Source organism: Streptomyces xanthii, assembly GCF_014621695.1.
In the GTDB taxonomy this organism is placed as follows: domain Bacteria; phylum Actinomycetota; class Actinomycetes; order Streptomycetales; family Streptomycetaceae; genus Streptomyces; species Streptomyces xanthii.
In genome coordinates this window covers 1,232,028-1,255,875 of the sequence record NZ_CP061281.1, presented here as the reverse complement: position 1 = coordinate 1,255,875, position 23,848 = coordinate 1,232,028, and the positions used below count along the sequence as shown (strand labels likewise).

Sequence of the window (23,848 nt, the reverse complement as noted above, 5' to 3'; positions counted from 1 at the left end):
GGCCGGGCACCGCTTGGGCGGCACCTCACCACCGAGACGAACGAGAGGGAACCCGCACATGGAAACGGGTCTGGACGCGGGCACGTACGACGTCCTGCGCGACCGGCTCGCCGGGCAGGCCCGGCAGCTCGCCGAGCGGGCCGGCGAACTCAACGAGCGCCGCCTGGAGACCTTCGGCTCCACCGGCCTCGCCCTCGACGGCACCGAGCACCTCGGCACCGGGCACCCGGCCGTGGCACGCGACGTCGTCGCCGTCGGCGACCTGCTCCTCTTCGGCCGCACCACCCCGCCGCACGGCGGCGCCGGTGAGCCGGCCGTCGCCGACGTGTTCACGCTCCACGACCGTGACAGCCTGGAGCCGCTCGAAGCGAGCGCCGTGCCCGGACTGCTCGACGACCCGGAGTTCGTCCGCGAGTTCGGCGCCCTGCACCGCTACTACCGCGCGGCCCGGCTGATCCGGCTGCGCCCCCTCGACGGCAAGCTCCTCGCCGTCTTCCGCACCGGCGACAAGGCCGACGACATCCGCGTGCTGCGCTGGAGCCTCACCGTCGACGGCCGCGCCGCCTTCCTCGACGCGCGCGGCGACCGCGACCACGTCATGCCGCCCGCCCACGACCTGCGCTGGACCCGGACCACGCGGGACGACCACGTGCCCGGACGCCACCCGCACATCGCGATCCCCGGCGCCGGACTGTACGTCGACACGCTCGACGGCACTCTCACCCTCAAGGCCGAGGACGACACCGAGACCGGCGAGGGCATCTACAGCGAGCCTGTCGACGAACCGCTCCAGTCGCTCGCCGACGCGGCCGTCGCCCACGCCCGCGTCGGCCCGCTCGTCCTGCTGCGCGTGCGCCCCTACAAGGAGACCACCGACCGCTACCTCGTCCACGACACCCTCACCCGGCGCACCGTCCGCCTCGACGGCCTCGGGCGCACCGGCCGCGTCCTCCCCGACGAGCAGGGCGTCGTCTTCCCCGGCGGCCACGTCCTCGCCACCGGCGAGCACCGCAGTTTCGACGCCCTCGACACCACAGGACTGGAGTACGAGCGCACCGTCCGCTCGCCCAACGGCGAGGACGTCCTCTACGTCTTCCAGGCGCCCGGCGGCGAACGCGCCCTGCTGCTCTCCTACAACGTCATCCGCAAGGAGTTCGCCACCCCGATCGCCTGCCGCGGCCACGCCCTCTTCGACGACGGCACGCTCCTCGTCCTGCGCACCGCCGCCGACGCCGAACCGGGCCGGGTCCACCCGGTGCAGCGCTGGCGCTCCCCGTACGTGTCCGACGCGCACGCCGCCGCCCGCCCGGCCGGCGAGGGGCCACTGGCCCGTGTCGGCAACGCCGACCTGGTGCGAGGCATCTCCGACGCGCTCGCCGTCGCCCGCACCGTCAGCGGCACCGCCGACACGCCCACCACCGCCGCCTACGAGGCCCTCGTCGCCGCCTGCGCCCGCGCCACCGGCCAGTACCACTGGCTCGGCGATCCCGAACTCGGCGCGCTCGGCGAACCCTTGAACGCCCTGAAGGCCACCGCCGAGCAGGTCGTCACCGAGTACGCGACCGTGCGCGACCTCACCCGGCAGGCCGCCGACCGGCTGGCCGAATGCGCCACCCGCGTCACCGGCCTGGTCCGCCGGATCCGCGGCGAGGCCCCGCGCTCCGCACCCGAATGGGTCGAGCGCATCACCGAACTCCGGCGAGCTCAAGGACAGTTGCTGGCCCTCAAGGAAATGCGCTATGCCGACGCCGCGCGCATCGACACGCTCGCCGCCGAACTCGCGGACGACATCACCGCCGCCGGGCAGCGCGCCGTCACCTTCCTCGCCCGCCCAGACGCCTTCGCCGCCCACCACGAGAAGACCGAAGCGCTGGCCCGCCGCGCCGAGGAACTCACCACCGTCGCCGAGTCCGGCGCCCTGCACGACGAACTCCGCGAAACCGGAGCGCAGTTGCAGACCGTCACCGAGGTCGTCACCGGACTCGACGTCGCCGACGCCACTGTCCGCGCGACCGTCCTGGAGCGCATCGCCGAGGCCCTCGCCGGAGTCAACCGCACCCGCGCCACCCTGGACGTCCGCCGCCGCGAGCTCACGGCCCGCGAGGGACGCGCCGAGTTCGCCGCCGAGTTCGCCCTCCTCGGGCAGGCCGTCACCGGGGCGCTCGCCGCCGCCGACACCCCGCAGGCCTGCGACGAACACCTCTCCCGGCTCGTCCTCCAACTCGAGGACCTGCACGGCCGGTTCGCCGAGTCCGAGGAGTTCCTCGACGACCTGGAGGCCAAGCGGACCGAGATCCACGAGGTCTTCGCCGCCCGCAAGCAGGGCCTCACCGACGAGCGTGCCCGCCGCGCCGAACGCCTCGTCGGCTCCGCCGGGCGCGTCCTGGAGACCGTCGCACGCCGCTCCGCCGCCCTGGACTCCGCCGACGCCGTCCACACCTACTTCGCCTCCGACCCGCTCGTCGCCAAGGTCGGCCGCACCATCGACGAGCTGCGGGCCCTCGGCGACCAGGTGCGCGCCGACGAACTCGCGGGCCGCCTCACCGCAGCCCGGCAGGAAGCCGTCCGTGCCCTGCGCGACCGCGCCGACCTCTACACCGACGGCGGCGACACCATCCGCCTCGGCCGCCACCGCTTCGCCGTCAACACCCAGCCCCTGGAGCTCACCCTCGTCCCGCACGGCGACGCCATGGCCTTCGCCGTCACCGGCACCGACTACCGCGCGCCCGTCACCGACCCCGCCTTCGCCGCGACCCGCCCCTACTGGGAGCAGCACCTCGCCTCCGAGACCCCCGAGGTCTACCGTGCCGAACACCTCGCCGCCCGCCTCCTCGACGAACACGGCGCCGAGGCCCTCGCCGCCGCCGACGACCTGCCCGCACTGGTCCGCCGGGCCGCCGAGGACGCGTACGACGAGGGACACGAGCGCGGGGTCCACGACCACGACGCCACCGAGATCCTCACCGCCCTTCTGCGCCTGCACGCCGGCGCGGGACTCCTGCGGCACACCCCGGCCGCCCGCGCCGCGGCCCAGCTGTTCTGGGCGCACGGACTGCCGGAGGCCGAGCGCGAGCCGCTCGCCCGCAGGGCCCGCTCCCTCGCCCGCGCCCGCGACACCTTCGGACTCGCCCCCGCGATCGACGACTTCCGCCGGGAACTGGGCGCCCGCATGGACGGCGACGCGGCCGCGGCCGCGTACCTCTTCGACGAGCTGAGCACGGCGCCCGCCGGATTCGTGACCTCGCCGCGCGTGCGCACCTTCCTCGACAAGTTCCGCCGCACCGTGGACGGCCCCGCCTACGAGGAGGACCTGCGCGGACTGCCCGACCTCGGCTCCCGGCGCCAGATCGTCGAGGCCTGGCTCCAGGCGTACGCCGCCTCGGCCGACCCGGCGGGGGAGAGCGCCCCCGACCTGCCCGAGGCCGTCGCCGTCGAGCTCTGCCCCGGCCTGGAGCGCTACGACGGCGCCGCCGACCTCACCGCCACCGTCACCGGACTCCTCGGCACCCACCCGCGCGTCAGCTCCCGGACCCTCACCGTGCGGCTCGACGAACTCCTCGCCCGCACGCGCCGGTTCAGGACCGAGACCGTCCCCGGACACCGCGCCTACCAGAAGCTCCGCACCCGCCTCGCCGCCGCCGAACGCGACCGGCTGCGCCTGGACGAGCACCGCCCGCACGTCCTGCCGACCTTCGTGCGCGGCCGCCTGATCGACGAGGTGTACCTACCGCTGATCGGCGACAACCTGGCGGCCCAACTCAGCAGCGCGGGCGGCCTGTTGCTGCTGATCTCGCCGCCTGGATACGGGAAGACGACCCTCATGGAGTACGTGGCCGACCGGCTCGGCATGATCCTCGTCAAGGTCAACGGTCCCGCGCTCGGCCACGGCGTCACCTCGCTCGACCCCGAGGAGGCCCCGAACGCGGCCGCCCGCCAGGAGATCGAGAAGGTCAACTTCGCCCTGGAGGCCGGGAACAACGTCCTGCTCCACCTCGACGACATCCAGCACACCTCGCCCGAGCTCCTCCAGAAGTTCATCTCCCTGTGCGACGCCCAGCGCCGCATGGAAGGCGTCTGGAACGGCCGGTCCCGCACCTACGACCTGCGCGGCAAGCGCTTCGCCGTCTGCATGGCCGGCAACCCGTACACCGAGTCCGGCGCCCGTTTCCGCATCCCCGACATGCTCGCCAACCGCGCCGACGTGTGGAACCTCGGCGACGTCCTCACCGGCAGGGAGGAGGCCTTCGCCCTCTCCTTCGTCGAGAACGCGCTCACCGCCAACGAACACCTCGCCCCGCTCGCCGGCCGCGACCGCGCCGACCTGGACCTCCTCGTCCGCCTCGCCGCCGGCGACCCCACCGCACGCCCCGACCGGCTCGTCCACCCCTACCCGCCCGCCGAGCGCGAGCGTGTCGTCGCCGTCCTGCGCCACCTGCTCGCCGCCCGCACCACCGTCCTCGCCGTCAACGCCGCCTACATCGCGTCCGCCGCCCAGGACCCCGCGACCCGCACCGAACCGCCCTTCCGGCTCCAGGGCTCGTACCGCGACATGAACAAGATCGCTGCCCGGATCGACCCCGCGATGAACGACGACGAACTCGACGCCGTCGTGTCCGACCATTACGCGAGCGAGGCCCAGACCCTGACCACCGGCGCCGAGGCCAACCTCCTCAAGCTCGCCGAACTGCGCGGCACGCTCACCGGCGGGCAGCTCGCCCGCTGGGCCGAGATCAAGGCAGGTCATGTGCGCGCCCGCACCCTCGGCGGCCCCGAGACGGATCCGCTCGTGCGGGCCGTGGCCGCGCTCGGGCTGCTCGCCGACCGCGTCGCCGCCGTCGAGTCCGCGATCACTCGCGCCACCACCCCGCCCCCGGCATGACCGGACGCCCCCGCCTGTGGCCCCTGCCCGCCCCTGCGCTACAAAGGCCACGGCGAGAGTCGAGCGAGGCAGGGGCACACATGGCGGCGGAGCGGGGCATACCGGACGAGTTCCTGGACGGGTTCGCCGGGATCGTCGCCGAGGCCTCCGCCACCGGCCGCCGCCTCACCCGCGCCGAACTCGACTCGCGGCGCGCCCTGGGAGAGCGCGCCGCGGAGGCGGGACACGGACTGCGGGAGCTCGTCGGTGTCCACCTGGCCCAGGCCCGCGCCCACCCGTACGGCGCCGCCACCACGCTGGACGCCGTCCTGGCGGCCGTGGCCCAGGGCGTCGACGCCTTCGCCGAGGGCTACGAGCGCGCCCAGCGCGTCGCCGTACGCCGCGAGGAGGCGGCCCGCCGCGAGTTCATCGACGACCTCCTCCACGGGCGCAGCGACCTCGGCCGGATCGCCGAGCGCGCCGAACGCTTCGGCCTGCGCCTGTCCTACGCGCACGCCGTCGCCGTCGCCCAGGGCGGCCACGCCTACGACGAGGGCGACCGGGCCCCGCGCGACGTCGAGCGTGCCCTCAGCGCCCGCTTCGGAGACCGCAACGTCCTGCTCACCACCAAGGACGGCCGTCTCGTCTGCATCGCGCCCGGCGACCAGGACGAGGTCCTCGTCCACTTCGCCAAGCAGGCCCACGCCGCGACCGACGGCGGCCGCGTCGCCATCGGCCGCCCCCAGTCGGGCCCCGGCGGTGTCGTCCAGTCCTACGAGGAAGCCCTCAACGCCCTCGACCTCGCCGACCGGCTCGAACTGGAGGACCCGGTGCTGCGCGCCGCCGACCTCCTCGTCTACCCGGTGCTGACCCGCGACCGGCAGGCCATGGCCGACCTCGTGCAGAATGCGCTCGGCCCGCTCCAGCAGGCGCGCGGCGGAGCCCAGCCGCTCATCGACACGCTCGCCACGTACTTCGACACCGGGTGCGTCGCCGCCGAGGCCGCCCGCCGTCTCTCCCTCAGCGTCCGCGCCTTCACCTACCGGCTGGCCCGCATCCACCAGCTGACCGGCGCGGACCCCGCCGACCCCGTGCACCGGTACACGCTCCAGACGGCGGTCATCGGAGCGCGGCTCCTGGACTGGCCGGCCCGGCAGTTCTGAACACCCGCCCCCGAGCGGCCCGTTCCCCTGTGAACGGGGTGCCCGGCGCGTAGGCTTGATCATTCGTCAGGCGGTGCAGGGCTGTCGGTGCGCGGGGGAGTGGACTCATGGTGGATCCGGTCACGGCGGTCGCCGGGGTGCTGATAGCGGTCGGCTCCGGGATGGCCAACGAGGCCGGCAAGCGCGCCTGGGAGACCACCGGCGCCCTGGTGCGCCGCATCACCGGCCGCGAGGTCCCCGCGCCCACCACCCCCGAACAGCGCGAACACGTCGCCCGACTGGTCGTCGAGAGCGCCGCGGGACGCCCGGAACTCCTCGCCGAGTTCGGCCGGTTGACCGGTGGCCTCGCGAGCCCGCTCACCGGACCGCTCGGCGCCCGGCCCCGGCTGCCCTCGGCGCCGCACGTCTTCACCGACCGGCGCGACGTCATGCGGCAGCTCGACGACGAAGCGACCCGGCCCTTCGCGGGCCGCCCCCGCACCGTGCAGCTGCACGGCCCCGAAGGCATCGGCACCACCGCCGTGGCCGTCCACTGGGGCTGGCGGCGCGCCGACCGCTTCCCCGACGGACAGCTCTACGCCGACCTGCGCGGCCGGGGTCCCGGCGAGGGCGCGGCCCTGCTCCTGCGCGAACTCGGCGTGCCCGACGACCGGATACCGCCCGCACAGGCCGACCGCGTCACCGCGCTGCGCTCCCTGCTCGACGCGCGCCGGCTGCTCGTCGTCCTCGACCACGCCACGTCCACCGCCCAGGTGCAGCCCCTCGTCGTCACCGCGCCCGGCGTCTGCACCGTAGTCGTAGCCCGCGACCGGCTCGCCGGACTCGGCGCCGTGCGCGTCCCTCTCGGACCACTGCCGCCCCGCGATGCGAAACGCCTGCTCACCGAGGTCGCCGGCAAGCCCGCCGTCGCCGCCGCGAAGGCCACCCTGCCCGCCGTGCTCGATCGCTGCGGCGGCCACCCGTACGCCCTGCACGCCGCGGCCCGCCGCCTGTCGACCGTGCCGCACGCGCCCCTGGAGCCCACCGTGAACGGAGCGAACGACCCGGTCGGCGCCGCGGCCGAGGACACCTACCGGCGACTGAGTCCGGAGGCCGCCCGCCTGTACCGCCTCGCCGCCCTCCGCCCCTGGCCGGCCCTCGACGCGCCGGCGGCCGCCGCGATCATCGGACCCCGACAGGCCGACGCCGATGCCCTGTTGGAAGAACTCGCCGACGCTCTCCTGCTCGACCGCACGGGCGACGGCCGGTACCGCTACCGTCCCGGGGTGCGCGCCCACGCCGAGCGGACCGCCGCCGCCGGCGACGGCATCGCCGCCTGCTCCGCCGCCCTCGCCCGCGCGCTCACCCACTACGAACGCCGCGCCGTGGACGCCGCCCGGGCCGCCCTCCCGGAGAGCTGGCGGATCCCCGACGCCCTGCCGGACCACAGCCCGGCACCGTACGCCGACCGGGGCGCCGCCCTCGCCGTGCTCGCGGACGATGCCGCCGTTCTCGTCGAGGCCGTCGCGGCGGCCGAGGAGTCGGGGGACGTACCGACGGCGCTGCGGATCTGCCGCGCCCTGTGGCCGCTCCAGCTCAAGGCCGGACACCACGAGACGCTGCTTCCCGCCCTGCGCGCCGGTGCACGGCTCGCCGACGCGCAGGAGCCCGGCACGCGGATGTCCGGCGCGCTCCATGCCCAAATGGCCCACACCTGCACCGAGTTGGGGCGCCATGCGGAGGCCGAGACGGAGGCCGTCGCCGCCGCACGTGCCGAGGCGGCGGCTGGGCATCTGCGCGGTGAGGCCTCCGCCGTCGAGTTCCTCGGGCTGCTCCGGCTGCGGCAGTGGCGCTACCCCGAGGCGCTGGAGCGGTTCGACGCGGCGGGCGCGATCCTCGACGGCATCGAGCCCGGCGCCGAAGGCCACGCCGACCTGCCCCGGGCCCGCGCCCTGCTGGAACGCCACCGCGGCCGGGCGCTGCGCGGCGCCGGGCGCCACGACGAGGCACTCCCGCGCCTCGACCACGCCCTGGAGTTCTTCCGCGACCGCAGTGAGGGCTACAACACCGCGCGCGTCCTCACCGACCTCGCCTGGACCCGCTACGAGGACGGTGAGCGCGCGACCGTGCTGCCGCTGATCGACGAGGCCCTCGCGATCCTCGTCGCCGAGGGTGCCACCCAGCATGTGGACGCGCTGCGTGTGCTGCGGGAGCGCTGCGTCAGCGGAGCGTGACCCTGACCCGGTGTGTTCCGGCCCCACTGGTGTCCAACAGCAGTCCGGAGTCCGCGAGTTCGGCCACATCCTTGCCCGCGGCCAGCCACGCGTGCAGAGCGGACGCGTTCGCCGCCGGGTCAGGTCCGTCCGGACCGCTCAGTTCCACCAGCGCCCCCGTCCGCGTCCGCACCACACACTCCGCGGGGCCCGTCGCGTACGCGGCCAGCGCGCACTGCGGGAAGCGGTCGAGGGTCTCGGCGGCCCACCGCTCGGGCGGACCGAGACGCGGGTCGTCGGCGGCCCCGTAGCGGAACACGGCGTCCGCGAGGCCGAGCCTGTCCTGCTCGCGGGTGTCCTCGTGGAGCGCGGTGTGCGCCACGGCGCCGTCCTCGCCGCACGGGGCCGGATGCGGGCCCGCGTACCGCTCCAGGCGCACCTCGCCCGGGCCCGTGATCCACGTGCGGACGTGCAACGGGACGGACGGCTCCGCCGGTTCGTACGGGGGCAGGGGGAGCGGGGCGAGCCGGGCCGGCCAAGGCGGCTCGGGCAGGTCCAGGAGCTGGTGGAACAGGCGGCGCAGACGGGGCGCCGCCTCGTGCGGCACCGCGCTGACGAACTCCGCCGCCTCGGGCAGCGGCCGGTGCCGGGCGAGCAGCGCGTCGAGCTGCGGGCGCAGCGGGGCGGCCGGGTCCAGCCGGGGCGCCGAGCGGACGAACGCGTGGACCGGGGCGTCCGGCGCGAGCGCGGAGAGCGGGGCGGCGCCCAGCAGGACGGGTGTGCCGAGCGCCGCCGCGTAGTAGGTCACCGCGCCGTGGTCGCCGATCACGGCGTCCGCCGCGATCAGTGCCTGCCGCCAGCCGTGCAGCGGGTCGATCAGGGTGAGCCCCGCGCGACGGGCCCGGTCGAGCCAGGACCGTATCTGGCCGGGGCCGTGGCCGTGCCAGAGATTGGGGTGCAGGACGGCGGCCAGACGATGGGTGTCCACCGGGAGTTCCGAGGTCAGCCGGGGCAGCAGCGCGGGGAGAGTGTCGTCGCCGCCGTCGCCGAACAGCGCGTCGGGTCCCCAGGTCGAACTGAGCAGCACGAGCCGCTGCCCGGCACGGACGCCGAGCGCGCGGCGGTAGCGGTCGCGGTGGGCGCGGGCGGCGAGGATCCGGTCCCAGCACGGGTCACCGGCGAGCACCCCGGTGTGGGCCGCCTCGGGGCAGACGGCGCGCAGCCGCTCCTCCTGCTCGGGGTGCGACAGGACGAGCGCGTCGGCGACCGGCGCCCCGTCGGGGCCGAGCAGCCACTCCGGCGACAGCCCGAACACGGGCGCGCCACCCCTCCGCTCCCGGCTCCCGGCACCCGGCACCCGGCACCCGGCACCCCCAGCCTTTTAGTGTATCCAACGCCGTGCGACAGGATGGCCAACTGCCCTTTAATCTCTGCCAGTTGACCGCCGAAGCTCGCCGAGACGGCGAGGTCGACCGGAGTGGCCAGGGCCTGTTCCCACGGGAGCACGGGCACGCCCGTCTGCGCGAGCAGCTCCCGTACGCCCGCGCCGAACGCCGAGGACTCGGTGCACGTGGCGAGCAACTGCACGCGCAGGTCGTCGTCGAAGAGCGGCAGGACGTCGAGCAGCCGGGTCGCCGACGTGACGTTGTGCAGGACGAACAGCACGGTGCGGGTACGGCCCCGGGTCGCCCAGCGGGCCGCGTCCGGCCCCGCCGGAACCCGGATCCAGTGGTCCGGCACCGCGTCCGTCATGCCGCCCCGACCGCCCCGGCCGCACCGTGCGCCGCGGACCCGAGCGCGAGCCGCTGCACCCGCACCAGATCCGCCAGCGGATCCCGCGCCGACGCGACGAGCGTGCCGCCCGCGTCCGCCACGGCCCGCGCGAGCCGCTCCGGCACCTCGCCGAACACCCACGTCACCTGCCGCGCCGCCGCCGGACCCGGCCGGTACTCCGGCTCGTGGTAGGCCTGCGCCCAGGCGCCCGCGTTGTCCCGCATCAACTGCGCGGCCGCCTCGGCTATCCCGTACGTCCATCCGGAACCCAGGAACGTGAACTCCCGCGCTGCCAGGAGCACATGGGGCAGCGTCTCCTCGATCGCCTCGTGGGCGTCGTCCGTCGCGTCGTCCAGTTTCTCGCCGAGCTGCGCGCGCAGCAGGGCCAGGGCCGTGGTCGGGAACCGGGTCGCGACCTCGGTCGCCGGCTGGTCGGTGAAGTCGAGCCGCACCGTGTGGTCGGCGATGTCCGGGGCGTCCGGCGCCGCCGTGATCACGACGCTGGGCACACTGCCGTGCACCCTGCCGAGCAGCCGCAGCATCACGGGTGCGGTGCCGGTGCGGGTGAGGGCGACGATCCGGTCGTACTCCCGCCCGTACAGGAACGCGGACGCGCTGAACGCGTCCGTCTCGCCGTGGCCGCGGCTCTCGCGGAGCGCGGCGTAGGACTGGGCCATCGCGTAGGCGGGGCCGGAGCCGATGACCGCGACGCGTTCTCCGCGGTGCGGGAGCGCGGACCTGTGGCTCGCCGCCAGTTCCGCGGCCCGGGTCCAGCAGTCCGGTTGGCTCGCGACATCCTGTGGTACTGGCACTGGCACTGCCCGCACGGTCGTGCTCCCCGTCCCCATATGAGCCCCCCCGGGCTGATCTCGGATGTTCCCCTGGACGTTACTCGACGGCCGTGTCGCCCTGCACGGGCGCTTCGGGGAGCGAGACGGGATCGCCGGGGGTGTGTCGGGCGCGTCGCGGGCCGCGGGTCCGGTGGGGGCTGCTCGCGCAGTTCCCCGCGCCCCTGAAATGCAGGCGCTGCGCGCCGCATTTCCCCGATCAAGGTGCGGGGTGCCTGTGGTCGGGGGAAGGCGCGGCGAAGCCGCAGCCTTCCAGGGGCGCGGGGAACTGCGCGACCAGCCCCCACCGGCGGACGGCCGCCGACGAAACCGCACCCGGCAGACGCCACGCCTCACACGAGCGGCGCCCGAGGCCCTTCGGGAGACGACGCGCGTGCGTTCACCACCGCCTCCGCGACCGCCCGCACCTCGTCCTCCGGCACCGCGCGGTAGCCCGCCTCCGTGACGAGGGCCACCGACGGATAGATCCCCCGGTTCAGATCGGGCCCGCCCGTCGCCGAGTCGTCGTCCGCCGCGTCGTAGAGGGCCTGAACGGCCAGGGTCGTCGCGTCGGCCGCCGAGAGTCCCGGCCGGTACAGCTTCTTCAGGGCGCCCCGCGCGTACGGCGACCCCGACCCGTCGGCGTGGAAGGCGGTCGCCTCGAACAGGCCGCCGCCCACGTCGTAGTTGAAGATCCGGCCCACACCGCGCGCCTCGTCGTACCCCGCGAGCAGCGGGATCACCGCGAGCCCCTGCATGGCCTGCGGCAGATGCTCGCGGATCATCGTGGCGAGCCGCTGCGCCTTGCCGTTGAGGCTCAGCGGGCGGCGCTCCAGCTTCTCGTAGTGCGCGAGCTCCAGCTGGAACAGGCGCACCAGCTCCTTGGCCAGACCGACCGTTCCCGCGAACGCGACCGCCGTGTACTCGTCCGCCGCGTTGACCTTCTCCAGGTCCCGCTGGGCGATCACGTTGCCCATCGTCGCGCGCCGGTCGCCCGCCATCAGGACGCCGCCCTCGAAGGTGAGCGCCAGCACGGTCGTGCCGTGCGGCACGTCGCGCACCGGGCCCGTCACCCCGCTCCACGGCAGCGAGTGCGGCGCGACCCGCTCCGCGAACCGCGTGAACGACGACGTGTCGGCGTCCAGGAACACGGCCGGCAGCCCCTGCGTGTGATCGGTCATCCGTTCCTCGCCCTCCGGTTCGTCGCCAAGGCCTCCGGGGGACCTTCCCCGGCGCGCCGCCCGGCGAACCTGTCCGCCCGGCCGGGACATCCCCGGCGGGCCGCCGCCCCGGCATGGCATTCTGTCCCGATGAACGGTCCGGAGATCCTCGTCCAAGTCGCCCCCGAACTGGGGCTTTTCGTGCCCGCGCAGTGGCGTTCCGGCGAACCCGCGCCGCTCGTCACGGACGGTGTGTCCACGCTCGGCCACGTCGTGGAGTCGCTCGGCGTGCCCCTCACGGAGGCCGGCACGCTCCGCGTCGACGGCCACGACGTGCCCACTGCCCACGTCCCGTCGGCTGGCGAACGCGTCGAGGTGCTCCCCGTCCACCGCCCTCAGGAGGTGCCCGGCGCGCCCCTGCGCTTCCTGCTCGACGTGCACCTGGGCACCCTCGCCCGCCGGCTCCGGCTGCTCGGCGTCGACGCCGCGTACGAGGCCGTCGACATCGGCGACCCCGCCCTCGCCACCCGCTCCGCCGAGGAGCGGCGCGTCCTGCTCAGCCGCGACCGCGGACTGCTGCGCCGCCGCGAACTGTTCGCGGGCGCCTACGTCTACAGCGACCAGCCCGACGAGCAACTGCGCGACATCCTCGGCCGGTTCGCCCCCGAGCTGCGCCCGTGGACCCGCTGCACCGCGTGCAACGGGCCGCTCACCGAGGCGAGCAAGGAGGACGTCGCCGACCGCCTTGAGGGCGGCACCCGCGCGAACTACGACGTGTTCGCCGCCTGCACCGAGTGCAGCCGCGTCTACTGGCGCGGCGCCCACCACGCCCGCCTGGAGACGATGGTGGCGGACGCCCTCGCCGAGTTCGGCCCGGCCCGTGCCTAGGACCCTTCTTTCGGATCCGGCTGGGCCCGCGGGGCCCTAGGGCCTGAGCACCTGCCGGAACGTGTACGTCCCGCTCGGTTCCATCCGCACCAGCGCCATCGGCTTGCCGTCCGGGTTGCCGTCCGAGCCGAAGGACAGCGGGCCGCTCAGGCCCGACACCGCTTCGCTGCCGCCGAGCTGGAGCAGCATCTGCAGGGTCGCGCCCGGGTTCACCTGGCCCTTGCCGTCGGGGCCCGCCGCGGCCCGTACGGCGATGCCGAGCGACCACACCGCGTCGTGCCCGAGCACCGACTGGCCGTCCTCCAGCGCCTTGTTCACGGCCTGCGCGCTGCCGCCGAACTCGGCGCGGTACAGCTCCACGAAGTCCGGCAGCGGATCGTTCTCCTTCGCGTACAGCTCGCCCGCGAGCGCCGGGTGGCCGAGCGCCGTGTACAGCACGGTCACCCGGCTGTCCTGCCACTCCGTACGGAACCGGGCGCGGCGCGCCTCGCTCTCCTTCGCCCCGTAGTACGCGCCCAGGGCGTCGTCGCCGGTCAGCAGCGTGACCGTGCAGCGGCGGTCCGGCGCCGACATCGAGTTGATGAAGTTGCGGATGTTCAGGCCCCGGCCCGCGAAGAACACCGCGTCGGGCTTGAGCGCGCACACCTTGTCGGCGACCGACGAGAACGCGTTCGACACCCCGTCCGTGCTGGACAGGAACTCCAGCGGCACCCCCTCCAGCTTCAGCCCGCGGTTCTGCGCGGCCGTCTGGAACGACCGGTACAGCGAAGTGTTGTAGATGTCGTCCGTGTTCCGGTCCCGGATCACCGCCACCTTGTACCCGGGGTGCTTCTTCTGCTGTTCGCGCAGATAGTTGACCGCCCCCGAGGCCTGGTCCCGGTTGGGTGCCGACACCCGGAAGAAGCCCGGGTCCGCCGTGTCCGCGAGACCGTCCGCGGTGACCGTCGCCCCCATCATCGGGATGCCCTGCCTGCGCAGCTCCGAGACCGCCTTGCCGGTGCCGCCGCGGCTCTGCCCGAACCCGGCCACCGCGACCACGTGGTCCTCGCCCTTCGAACGGGCGATCACCTCCTCGGTGAGCGGCTTCCACTGCTCCGAACGCAGCCCCAGATTGCCCACGAGCAGCCGGATCTGCGGCAGGTCGCCGCGGCCGCCGCCCAGGTCCGGGTCGTTGAGCCGGCGCTGCGCGAGATACGCGCCGAGCAGCTCGGCCCGCAGCCCGTACTTGGTCTCCTCCTCGCCCGGCACGGTCGTCAGCGGTTCCACGTAGACCACCGACACGTACTTCTTGCCGGACTCCTCGACCCGCGCGTTCTCCTTCTCGATCTTCGCCATGACGTCCTTGAGGGAGTCGTCGAAGACGAACGACCCGTCCGAGACGCCCACGCACTCCTTGCGCGGGCCGGTCTCGTAGATGCCCGGCGCGCACTCCTTGCCGTGCCCGGACCCGTCCTCGCCGAGGAGCGAGACCAGCAGCCACACTCCGGCGCCCAGCACCACGGCGGACAGCAGCGCCCAGGGCCAGCGGCGCGGCCGCGGCCGCCGTGGCGTGAACCCTCTCTCGTCTACCACCACGGTTTCCTCTCGTACCGCTGGGCCATGCGCAGCAGCACATGGCGGTCGTGTTCGTCCCCGATCGGCCGGCGCAGCGTGAGGAACTCCTCGGCGATGTCCGGGTACAGCTCCGCGTACGGGTCGCCCAGCGGGTCCGCGTACGGCTGCGGCGCGCCGCCCTCCGGGCGGGGGTGCGCGGTGATCCAGCCCGCGGTGAGCAGCCGGGTGATGGCCCGCCGCGCCGCGTCCCCCTCGGCGACCCCCACCAGCCGCTCGTACCGCTCACGGGCGGACTCCGGCGGGGCGCCCGCCCAGCGGGCCGGGGCACGCTGGATCCAGGCGAGGTCCGCGCACCACGCGTCGGCGCCCGTCTCGTCGAAACGTTCCCGCAGGAAGTCGACGGCGGCGGGCAGATCGCCCAGGGCCAGATCGTGGTAGGCGACCGTGCGCAGATCGCCGCGATCCCGGGCGGCCCGGCGCAGCGCGCGGTGCGCGCCCGTCCAGGTCCCCGCGTCGTCGTCCGGGCCGGCCGCCCCGTCGAGCCGGCGCAGCAGCAGGAACCGGGTCAGCCGGGGCAGCGCCGGCAGCCCCTCCTCGGGCTCGCGCACCGTGCGCAGATCGTCCGCGCTCAGGTTCACGAACTCGCGCAGCACCGACTCCTGGTTCTCCCACAGCGGCTCGCAGGTCTCGGCGCGGCCGAGGGTGAGCGCCGCCGCGGCCCGGGGCAGCACCCGCAGCAACTGCCCCGAGCAGTCCCGCAGCAGCCGATCGAGGAGATCGGGGCCCGCCGTGAGGACCGGCTCCGGGCGCACGCTGCCGTCGGCGGGCGCCAGGCACTGCCGCACCCGCTCGTCCCACGGCAGCCCCGCCGGCATCCGGCGCAGCACGTCCAGGACCCGGGCGGTGCCCGCGGGATGGCCGCGCGTCAGCTCGTGCACGATCCAGCCGAGCCACTGCACCGCGTTGTCCGCGCGCGGCAGGACCGAACCGGCCGGCAGCGCGTCCACCGTGGCCGCCGCCTGCTCCTCCACCTCGCGCCGGGTCAGGTTCCGCAGCCGGCCCGCGCGCAGCGGCCCCGCGTCCAGCGGCGCGAACCCGCCCTGCTGAGGCCAGCTGTCCCCGTACTCCGGGCGGCGGCCGCTGCCGGTCTCCGCCCGCACCAGCGCCTCCGGACGGCGCCGGGCCGTGGCCACGACGAGCAGCGGGTCGGGGCGCCGGGCGCGTTCGCGCGCGTCGAGCAGCAGTTGCAGGAAGGCCTCGCCGACGGGGGAGTCCGCGTTGTCGAGCAGGGCCAGGCAGTGGGTGGTGCGCAGCCGGTCGGCGCGGCTCGACGCGTACGCGCCGCGCAGGTCCGCGAGGAAGGCGTCCAGCAGCACCCGCTCGGCCTCCTCGCGCTGCGCCGGATAGCCGTTGTACAGCCGGTTCACGCCCACCAGGAAGTCGGCAGTGCCGCCACGCCCCGGCGCCGTCGCGGACGTCTCGGCGAAGCGCCGGCGCAGCTTGAGGCCGCGCCACGAGCGCAGGCCGCCCTGCACCAGCGGCACGACGGCCGAGGTCCAGCCGGGCAGCCCCGCGGCCTGCGCCGCCGTGTCCGCGATGCCCAGCAGATCCTCGTACGCGTACTCCCGTGCCCGGCCCTCGCGCAGCGCCTCCGCCATGTCGCGCACCGCCCGCTCGCGGCTGCGCGCGTCCACGGCCGTGCCGACCGCGGCGAGCAGCGAGCCGAGCGCGGGGAACGACAGCTGCGGCAGGTCGTCGTGGCGGGCGCTGAGCTGGAAGGCCAGCTCCGTCAGCACGTCGATCCGCGTGCCGCCGCGTTCGCCGATCGGCTCCAGGTCGAGCGCGGCGATCGGCACCCGGCGGGCCCAGCCGCGCAGATGCGCGGTGAGCGTGGACTTGCCGCTGCCGCGCTCGCCGAGCAGCACCAGGACCGGCAGCGGGCGCAGCGGACCCGGCGGCCGGTCGATCTCGTCGGCGACGCGCCGGCGCACCGCCGCGTCGCGCTCCGACCGGCCCGCCCCGCCACCCGTCGCCCCTGTGTCTTCGGCCACCCCGCTCCCCCCACCGGCCGCACCCGCCCCCGCGGGCCCCGGCCGACTCCTGCCGACCCGTGCGAGAACTCTTCAATTCCCTTTCCTCGCAAGGTTATTCGGATGATCGAAGGCAAGCGCGGAGTTTCCCGATCCGGGGCGGCGGCGGGTGCCTCGAGGGCATCGGCTACGCTGCCGGTTCCTGACGGCGTGTATAGCAAGAGGAGTTATGGCCCTGAAGCGACGTTCGGCCCTCGCCGGACTGACGATGGTGCTCGTGGCCGCGCTCGCGGCCTGCGGCGGAGGTTCCGGCTCGGACAAGGGCGCGGACGCGCGCGGCGGGGGCAAGACCGACAGCGGGTACGCCCGCCCCGCGGACAGCGGCAAGGTGACCGGCCTGCGCGACGCCGTCCGCCACCAGACCCGCAAGACGGCGAAGGGGAAGCGGCCGCACTACGTGAAGAAGTGCGACTACGACACCAAGCGCGTGCGGCACACCAAGCGCACCAACGGGCGCACCAAGACCTGGTACACGACCAAGAAGGTCCGCGACTGCGACCGGGTGCGCAAGGGCACCGAGACGTACACCCGGGTCGTGCGCCCCGAGCGCTGGTGCGTCCGGCTGGACGACGTCGGCGGCAAGAAGGGCCGGGACGACGCCTGGTTCCACGTCCAGCGGTCCGTCTACAGCGAGGTCAACTCGGCACAGGACCACGCGAAGGTCAGCTTCGAGCCCATCGGCCGGGGCTGCTGACCCTGCCGGTCACGTGGGTGCTACGGCGCCCACACCGCCCGCTGCACGGCCTCCGCGGCCAGCCGCACCGCCGCGCGGCGGGTGGACTCGGCGAGCAGTTCCGGGTGGATCGGGCCGCCCGCCGCGAGGTGCCGGTCGTAGGGCAGGTGCACGACGCCGACGCCCGTCTCGCGCAGATGGGCCTCGGCCGCGGACAGGTCGAGATTCTGGTCCGGGGCGCCCGAGGTGAGGGCGACGACCGTCGACGGCAGCGCCGACTTCGGCAGACCCGCAAGCCAGTCGAGCACCACACGCGTGCCGCCCACGCCCTCGACCGTCATCGGGGCGACCACGATCCGGGCGTGCGCCGTGTCCATCGCCGTCCGCGCCACCTCGCCGGGCAGCGTCTCGCAGTCCGCGACCGTCACCGCGAAGTGGCGGCGCAGGGCGAGGGTGACCGTGCGGTACGTCGGCACGTCCAGCGGCGGGCCGACCCGGCCCCGGCTCGCGGGGAGCAGCCAGCCGCCGTTCGGCAGCGGCACCAGATAACCCGTGATGTCGAGCAGGTCCATGCGCGGGGTCAGGATCCGGGCCAGCTCCACGCACGACCAGCGCACCGACTCGGCGCCGAGCCGCACCGCGAGCGTCCCGAGAGCGGCGTCCGCCTCCAGCGCCAGCACCGGGTCCTGGCGGTGCATCTGGAGCGAGCGGGCCACGAGCGCGGCCGCGGTCGTCTTGCCGACGCCGCCGCGGATCGAGGTCACGGCCACGAGGCGGCCGATGCCGGTCGGCTGCTGGAGGTCGCGCAGCAGCCGCGCGCCTTCCTCGGCGTCCGACGACGTGATCCGCCGGATCGACCGGCCCGTACGCCGCACCACGGAATCCCCGCGGAGCGGCTTGCCCGCGGCGGGCGCGAGCCGCGGATCGACCGTCAGCACGGACTCCGGCGCCGGGAACGCGAGCTCGGCCCCGGGCCGCACCGCCGGCACGGCGGCCGTCGCCGGGGGTGCCTGGTGCGTCGTGTACGGGGCCGGAGGCGGCGGCACGGGAAGCACAGGGGGCGCGGACACAGGTGCGGGCGCCGCCACGGGCACGGGCGGCGGATTCTCCGGCGGCACCGGGGCGGCGAATTCGGCGGGCACGGCATCCTCCGGCTCGGGCGCGCCTACCGTGTCCCCGGGAACACCGGGGGTCTCGGAGGGCGCGGGGGCGTCGTGCGACTGGGGCGCGAAGGAAGACAGTACGGACTGCGGGGCGGCGTCCGACGCCGATTCCGGCACGGCCGGCGGCGCCGTGTCCAAGGCCGCAGGGGCTGGATCCGGGGCTTCCGCGGAGGCGGGCGCCGATTCCGGGGCGGGTGCGGTGGCCTCGGCCGCTTCGTCCGGCAGCGACTTCAGCGAGGCCAGCAAGGATTCGGGCACGGCGGGCCGCACGGTGGCCTCACCGGGCAGCGCTTCGGGCGCCGGATCGGCGGACGCACCCTCCGCCCGCTTGCGCTTCAGGCTGCGGTCACCCGGGTTGGGGCGCTGCTCGTCCGGCCGGCGGACGGGGAGCGGAGACTTCCCGCCGGAGCCCCCACCGAGCTCATCGGACTCAACAGACTCAACGGACTGATCGGGCTCAACGGACTCATCGGCGCTCATCGCACCCGCCGCGTCGGCCGGTTCGGCTGGCTCGGCCGCTTCAGTGGGCTCAGCTGATTCGGCCGGTTCGCGAAGAATCGGTTCCGCAGCACACCCGTCCTCGTCGGAACGGCGAATCTCATCGGCTGACCCCCGCATTGCGCCCCTGCCCGGTCCCGTCTGACTCACGTACACCACCAGCGGCCCCGAACGGACCGCTGGACGCGAAATCCTATCGCTCGCCCCCACATCGCAGAGGCAAACCCCCCTTCCCTCACCGTCCCCTCACCACCCTCAGCAGATGGTGAGCCCCACACCACACACCCCGACGCCGGCACCGACGGCCTCCCGCGGCCCTCTGTCCGCCGGGCTTGCGCGGATCTACCCTGGGAGGGACGCATCGGCCCCGAGGGGGAGTCGCATGGGCGGACGCAGGCGTACTACGGGGTATCGGTGGTTCCTGTTCCGTCGGGTGAGGCGGGTGGCGCGCGGTGAGGTCGTCGAGGTGCAGGAGCCGCTGTCGCGCGGGGAGCTCTATCGGCTGACGGCGCATGAGCAGCCCGTCGCCTACGCGCTGGAGCCCGGCGGCGCGCGCGGGTTCAGTTTCCGGCAGCGGGTCAGGGCCCGGCTGGCGAAGGCGATGTTCGGGCCGGGGACCTTCGTGCCCAAGGCGACGGCCGAGGAGTACCGCGCGCTGCACGCCGGCTGGCACGAGTCCGAGCGCGCTGACTGAGGTGTGCGGGGCGAGCCGCCCCGCACACCCCTTCGCTCAGCTCAGGCGGACCGTGAACGACCGGTCCGTCGGCAGGGTCGCCGTGCGGACCGTCGTCACGTCCTTCGCCGCGTCGTACGACCACGAACCGGCCGGGAGCGGCCGTCCGTCCACCGTCACCCGGTGCGGCTCCGGCGCCCCGTGCACGGTGAAGGTGTACGCGCGTTGGGTGGCCTTGCCCGTGTAACCGCCGTTGCTCGCACCGACGTTCAGGACCGTGCCGTCCCGGTCCGACTCCAGGGTCACGCGCTGCGTCGCCGACTCGCCCTTCGCGAACTTGCGGGTCACCCCGTCGTCCTCGTAGAGCGTGTACGCGCTCCGGCCGCCCCGGTCCGCGTACACGTCCCAGCCGAGCTGCGCCTTGTCCCGGGTCTTCCAGGACGTGGTGCCCTTCGGCCACATCGGCACGATCGCCCCGGACTTCACGAAGACGGGGAGCGTGTCGATCGGGGCGTGGTAGCCGTCGAGGGTCGTCGGGCCCTTGTACTGCTTGCCCGTCCAGTAGTCCGTCCACGTGCCCTTGGGCAGGTAGATGCCGTCACGCGTGTCCGAGTCCTTGTAGACCGGGGCGACGAGGAAGTCGTCGCCGGCCAGGTACTCGTACTTGGCGTTCGCGCCCAGCGTGGCCGGGTCGTCCGGGTACTCCAGCCACAGCGGCCGGACCCCGCCGACGCCCGTGTCGGAGGCCTGCTTCGCCAGCGTGTACAGGTACGGCATCAGGCGCTCGCGCAGCTGGAGGTACTTGCGGTTGATGGACGTGTAGGGCTCGCCGTCCACCCAGGGCTGCTGGTTGATCTTCTGGCCGGTGGTCAGGTCCCGGGCCCAGCCGTCCATCGTCATGATGGCCGGCAGGAAGGTCTTGGCCTGGAGGTCGCGGGCGTACATCTTGGCGTCGTGGGAGTAGATGGAGCCCACGTCGCCGGTGTTGTACGCGATGCCGGACAGCGTCGCGCCCGCGTACGTGGGGATCTGCCAGCGCACGAAGTCCCAGGACAGCTTCTGGTCGCCGGACCACAGGACGGCGCAGCGCTGGGCGCCCGCCCACGACACCGGCATCCACACGAAGCCGCGCGCGTCGCTGTTGTCCTCGATGCCGGCCTTCGCCCGGTCGCAGGCGTCGAGGGCCATGCCGTAGCCGTTGCCGACCCAGGCGACGTCGAGCTTGGCGACCCGCTGGCCGGCCTTGACCTGGTCGGCGAGCTTGTCGATGCCGTCCTGCGTCCACAGGCCGAGCTGGGCGCCGCGCTCCTGGAGGCCCTTGGCGGTCTCGGCGAGGTTCTCGTAGCCGCAGCCGTATCCGTCGTTGACGAGCATCCAGCCGAGCGGCATCTGGTTCTGGACGTACCCGTCGGCGACCTTCAGGGAGTCGAGGGTGTGGCGCTCGCCCTGGTTCGCGTTGTGGAGGTAGCAGTCGGCGTCGCCCGGTTCGAGGCCGTAGACCGGCGGCATGAACGGCTTGCCGACGAGCGACGTGTACTTGCCGATGACCTGCTTGGCGTCACCGAGGAAGTAGTACGCGTCGAGGCGGCGCTCCTGCTGGCCGGTGTGGACCGAGGGGCCGAAGTCGTAGACACCGGGCGCGAACGTGTTCCGGTAGACGCCGTAGCCCGCCGAAGAGAGGTAGAACGGCTGGGAGTTGGGGTAGCCGCCCTCGTTCCAGTCCGTGTTGTTGGCGACGCGGACCGTCTTGTCCCGGTGCGAGAACGAGCCGTTCTGTTCGCCGCCGCCGAAGAACTGCTCGTCCGCGGCGCGCTGGAGGCTCTGCCGCATGCCGCCCGTGGACCAGCGCAGCGGCTTGTCCTCCTGCCACACGCGGGTCTTGTTGTCCGCCTTGTACAGGCCGAAGCGCAGGGGCTTCTTGTAGACGCGCAGGACGGCGTCGGCGGAGCGGATGCCGTAGTAGGCGCCCGCGTCGAAGGACGACGTGCGGGTGTTCAAGGCGGGCTGCTCGCGCACGATCTGCGAGCCGGCCGGGTCGCTGAAGGAGCCCGACGGGTCGGCCTGGAGCCGGAGTTGACCGCCCTTCAGGAAGTCGGCGCGGGCCTTGAGCCCGCCGGCGGCGATCTCGTACCGTCCGTCGCCGCCCTCGAAGGCGGTCAGGTCGCCCGCGTCGGTGGTCTCGGGGAGATACGCCTTGCCGACGAAGGAGTTGTCGTGCACGTCGTACGGCACGACCACGACGTGGTACGTGCCGTTCGCCTTCGGGATGACGGTCGCCTCGGGGTCGGCGGTGCCCGCGCTGGAGGCGACCTGCTTGCCCGCGTCGTCGTAGATGTACATGTCGAAGTCGTCGGTGGGGCGCTCGGCCCACTCGATCGAGACGGGGACGCCGCCCTCGGGGTTGTCGTCCCAGTACCCGTCCGGGACGGACACCTTCAGGTCGAAGCGGTCGCAGACCTTGCCGTCCGGATCCTCGGCGGCCGTCGGGCACTTCGAGGGGCTGTCGACCGTGCCCGCCGCGTACGTGGGGCTCTGCCAGGTGACGCTCTTGTGCTCGGCGTCGAGGCTGCCGCTGCCGGGGGTGGCGGCGCCCGCGTCCTGGGCGGGCGCCGCGAGCAGCGCCGCCGCGAGGGCGGTGGTGGTCCAGGCGGCGAGGGCTCTGGCTCTGCGGTGCGGTTGTCGTTGGTGCGGTTGTCGCATGTGGCGCGTCTCCACTCAGAACGACCAGCAGTTGTTTACTTGTGCTTGAAACTTGCGGCCAGCGTGCAGCTTCGCGCAAGAGTCGGAGTGAAGATTTCCGCGTCACGCAGGTTCATGTCAACCGAAAGCGCAGGAAGGGGCCCGGCGTCACGACGCCGGGCCCCTTCCGCGGACCGCCAGGAGGGCGCTCAGTCCTTCAGACGCTCCAGGATGCGGTCCATCCCGCTGTTCCAGTTCTCCTGGAGCGCCGTCACCGCTGCGTCCAGGTCGCCGCTCTGGAGGCACTCGGCGATCCGCTCGTGTTCCACGGCCGAGCGCTCCAGGACGTCCTGGTCGCCGAGCGCCACCCGCTCGTAGCGGTGCATCGTGAGCTTCAGGGACGTGATCAGCTGCATCAGCCGCCCGTTGGCGCAGCCCGACAGGAGCAGGTCGTGCCACGCGTCGTCGTAGCGCTCTATGACGTCGTGCGGGGCCTGCGGGGCGGAGAACGCGCGGGCCTCCTCCAGCAGGCGCGGCGCGATCTCCGCCAGATGGTCCGGGGCGCTCGAGCGCAGCGCGAGCGCCTCCAGGGTCGCGACGATCGCCGTCAGGTCCCGGAACTCCTGCGCGCTGAGCGGCGTGAAGCGGAAGCCCTTGCCGCGCTCGCTGGTGATCACGCCCTCGCGCTCCAGCGTGATCAGGGCCTCGCGCAGCGGCGTGCGGCTCACGCCGAGCTCGGTGGCGAGCTGTCCCTCGTTGATCGGCTCGCTCGTCGCGATCGTGCCGCTGCCTAGGCGCCTGAGCAGTTCCTCCTTCACCTGCTCACGCAACGGTCGGTTCTCGATCGGCATCTCGGCAGCCCTCCCCATTCGGTCCGGTCGATTATCCGCCACGCCGCCGGTCAGGCGGTACCGGCGCCGTCCACCGGGATGATCGCGCCGCTGATGAACGCCGACGCGTCCGAGGCGAGGAACGCGACCGTCTGCCCGATGTCCCGGGGCTGCCCGATCCGGCCGAGCGGCCGGTCGGCGGCGTCCGCGTAGAACGCGTCGGCACTCTCGCCGAGCTGCCGCGCCTCCTCGGCGAGCATCCCGGTGGCGGTGTCCCCGGGGCAGACGCAGTTCACCCGGATGTTGTCCGGGCCGTGGTCGATGGCCATCGCGCGGGTCATGTTGACGACCGCGCCCTTCGACGCGCAGTACGAGACGGCCCGCGCGCCGCCCGATATGCCCCACCCGGAGCCGGTGTTGACGATCGAACCGCCGCCCCGCGCCGCCATGCCGGGGATGACGAGCCGGCTCATCAGCAGGATCGAGCGGACGTTCACCGCCATCACGAGGTCCCAGTCGTCCTCGGTGATCTCGCAGACCGTGGAGCGGCGGATGACGCCCGCGTTGTTGAACAGCACGTCGACGCCGCCGAACCGGTCCTCGGCCGTCGCCACGACCGCCTCGCAGTCCTCGCGCCGCGACACGTCGCACCGCACGAACGTGCCGCCGACGTCCTTCGCCGTCTGCTCGCCGCCGTCCGCGTCGATGTCGGCGACGACCACCCGGGCACCCAGCTCGGCGAGGACCTGGGCGGTGGCCCGGCCGATGCCGGCGCCGGCGCCGGTGACGATCGCGCGCTTGCCGTCGAGAGAGATCATCGTGTCCTC

General features: G+C 74.1%; 15 protein-coding genes. 6 read left to right on the top strand and 9 right to left on the bottom strand.

The window, feature by feature from the left end; all coding sequences use genetic code 11:
* Positions 1–58: 58 nt before the first annotated feature.
* From IAG42_RS05870 to IAG42_RS05860, 3 genes are all read left to right on the top strand, one after another.
* Complete coding sequence (locus tag IAG42_RS05870; RefSeq protein WP_188335948.1) at positions 59–4,879, top strand: DNA repair ATPase; 4,821 nt, start codon at positions 59–61, stop codon at positions 4,877–4,879.
* A gap of 80 nt (positions 4,880–4,959) precedes the next feature.
* On the top strand, positions 4,960–6,021 hold the full coding sequence (locus tag IAG42_RS05865; protein ID WP_188335947.1) for a PucR family transcriptional regulator: 1,062 nt from the start codon (positions 4,960–4,962) through the stop codon (positions 6,019–6,021).
* A gap of 107 nt (positions 6,022–6,128) precedes the next feature.
* Positions 6,129–8,234, top strand: a complete 2,106-nt coding sequence (locus IAG42_RS05860) for a tetratricopeptide repeat protein (RefSeq protein WP_188335946.1) — start codon at positions 6,129–6,131, stop codon at positions 8,232–8,234.
* Here IAG42_RS05860 and IAG42_RS05855 read toward each other — a convergent pair.
* The 3 genes from IAG42_RS05855 to prcB form a co-directional block, all read right to left on the bottom strand.
* The gene (locus IAG42_RS05855) at positions 8,221–9,528 is read right to left on the bottom strand and encodes a hypothetical protein (protein ID WP_188335945.1); all 1,308 of its coding nucleotides are present in this window, start codon (positions 9,526–9,528) and stop codon (positions 8,221–8,223) included. The genes IAG42_RS05860 and IAG42_RS05855 overlap by 14 nt on opposite strands.
* A gap of 433 nt (positions 9,529–9,961) precedes the next feature.
* A complete protein-coding gene (locus IAG42_RS05850) occupies positions 9,962–10,798 on the bottom strand; it encodes an SIS domain-containing protein (protein ID WP_188335944.1) in 837 nt (278 codons plus the stop codon).
* A 368-nt stretch (positions 10,799–11,166) separates the two neighbouring features.
* Positions 11,167–11,994: a proteasome subunit beta gene (gene prcB, locus IAG42_RS05845; RefSeq protein WP_188335943.1), complete on the bottom strand. Its 828-nt coding sequence runs from the start codon at positions 11,992–11,994 to the stop codon at positions 11,167–11,169.
* A gap of 129 nt (positions 11,995–12,123) precedes the next feature.
* Here prcB and IAG42_RS05840 point away from each other — a divergent pair, with 129 nt between their 5' ends.
* Positions 12,124–12,861, top strand: coding sequence for a Mut7-C RNAse domain-containing protein (locus tag IAG42_RS05840; RefSeq protein WP_188335942.1), 738 nt, complete (start codon positions 12,124–12,126; stop codon positions 12,859–12,861).
* A gap of 36 nt (positions 12,862–12,897) precedes the next feature.
* On the opposite strand, the gene IAG42_RS05835 is transcribed toward IAG42_RS05840, so the two are convergent.
* Together IAG42_RS05835 and IAG42_RS05830 are read right to left on the bottom strand one after the other, a co-directional pair.
* Positions 12,898–14,433, bottom strand: a complete 1,536-nt coding sequence (locus tag IAG42_RS05835) for an ABC transporter substrate-binding protein (RefSeq protein ID WP_188335941.1) — start codon at positions 14,431–14,433, stop codon at positions 12,898–12,900.
* Positions 14,427–16,466 carry an ATP-binding protein gene (locus tag IAG42_RS05830; protein ID WP_188335940.1) on the bottom strand — a complete coding sequence of 680 codons (2,040 nt, stop codon included), beginning with the start codon at positions 16,464–16,466 and terminating at the stop codon, positions 14,427–14,429. The genes IAG42_RS05835 and IAG42_RS05830 overlap by 7 nt, the downstream gene beginning before the upstream one ends.
* A 208-nt stretch (positions 16,467–16,674) precedes the next feature.
* On the opposite strand from IAG42_RS05830, the gene IAG42_RS05825 reads away from it, so the two are divergent.
* Positions 16,675–17,199 carry a hypothetical protein gene (locus tag IAG42_RS05825; RefSeq protein ID WP_188335939.1) on the top strand — a complete coding sequence of 175 codons (525 nt, stop codon included), beginning with the start codon at positions 16,675–16,677 and terminating at the stop codon, positions 17,197–17,199.
* 20 nt (positions 17,200–17,219) lie between these two features.
* Here IAG42_RS05825 and IAG42_RS05820 read toward each other — a convergent pair whose 3' ends face one another.
* Positions 17,220–18,320, bottom strand: a complete 1,101-nt coding sequence (locus IAG42_RS05820; RefSeq protein WP_223205879.1) for a type VII secretion protein — start codon at positions 18,318–18,320, stop codon at positions 17,220–17,222.
* A 961-nt stretch (positions 18,321–19,281) separates the two neighbouring features.
* On the opposite strand from IAG42_RS05820, the gene IAG42_RS05815 reads away from it, so the two are divergent.
* Complete coding sequence (locus IAG42_RS05815; RefSeq protein ID WP_188335938.1) at positions 19,282–19,533, top strand: hypothetical protein; 252 nt, start codon at positions 19,282–19,284, stop codon at positions 19,531–19,533.
* A 36-nt stretch (positions 19,534–19,569) separates the two neighbouring features.
* On the opposite strand, the gene IAG42_RS05810 is transcribed toward IAG42_RS05815, so the two are convergent.
* From IAG42_RS05810 to IAG42_RS05800, 3 genes are all read right to left on the bottom strand, one after another.
* Positions 19,570–22,212, bottom strand: a complete 2,643-nt coding sequence (locus IAG42_RS05810; RefSeq protein ID WP_223205878.1) for a glycoside hydrolase family 31 protein — start codon at positions 22,210–22,212, stop codon at positions 19,570–19,572.
* Between the two features lie 188 nt (positions 22,213–22,400).
* Positions 22,401–23,042 carry a GntR family transcriptional regulator gene (locus tag IAG42_RS05805; protein WP_188335937.1) on the bottom strand — a complete coding sequence of 214 codons (642 nt, stop codon included), beginning with the start codon at positions 23,040–23,042 and terminating at the stop codon, positions 22,401–22,403.
* A gap of 50 nt (positions 23,043–23,092) precedes the next feature.
* Positions 23,093–23,839, bottom strand: coding sequence for an SDR family NAD(P)-dependent oxidoreductase (locus IAG42_RS05800; RefSeq protein ID WP_188335936.1), 747 nt, complete (start codon positions 23,837–23,839; stop codon positions 23,093–23,095).
* Positions 23,840–23,848: the final 9 nt, after the last annotated feature.

Excerpts from the sequence above, each read along its gene's own strand:
- IAG42_RS05840 (WP_188335942.1), top strand. The coding sequence starts at position 12,124 with ATGAACGGTCCGGAGATCCTCGTCCAAGTCGCCCCCGAACTGGGGCTT.
- IAG42_RS05870 (WP_188335948.1), top strand. The coding sequence starts at position 59 with ATGGAAACGGGTCTGGACGCGGGCACGTACGACGTCCTGCGCGACCGG.
- IAG42_RS05800 (WP_188335936.1), bottom strand. The coding sequence starts at position 23,839 with ATGATCTCTCTCGACGGCAAGCGCGCGATCGTCACCGGCGCCGGCGCC.
- prcB (WP_188335943.1), bottom strand. The coding sequence starts at position 11,994 with ATGACCGATCACACGCAGGGGCTGCCGGCCGTGTTCCTGGACGCCGAC.
- IAG42_RS05805 (WP_188335937.1), bottom strand. The coding sequence starts at position 23,042 with ATGCCGATCGAGAACCGACCGTTGCGTGAGCAGGTGAAGGAGGAACTG.
- IAG42_RS05860 (WP_188335946.1), top strand. The coding sequence starts at position 6,129 with ATGGTGGATCCGGTCACGGCGGTCGCCGGGGTGCTGATAGCGGTCGGC.
- IAG42_RS05865 (WP_188335947.1), top strand. The coding sequence starts at position 4,960 with ATGGCGGCGGAGCGGGGCATACCGGACGAGTTCCTGGACGGGTTCGCC.
- IAG42_RS05825 (WP_188335939.1), top strand. The coding sequence starts at position 16,675 with ATGGCCCTGAAGCGACGTTCGGCCCTCGCCGGACTGACGATGGTGCTC.
- IAG42_RS05810 (WP_223205878.1), bottom strand. The coding sequence starts at position 22,212 with ATGCGACAACCGCACCAACGACAACCGCACCGCAGAGCCAGAGCCCTC.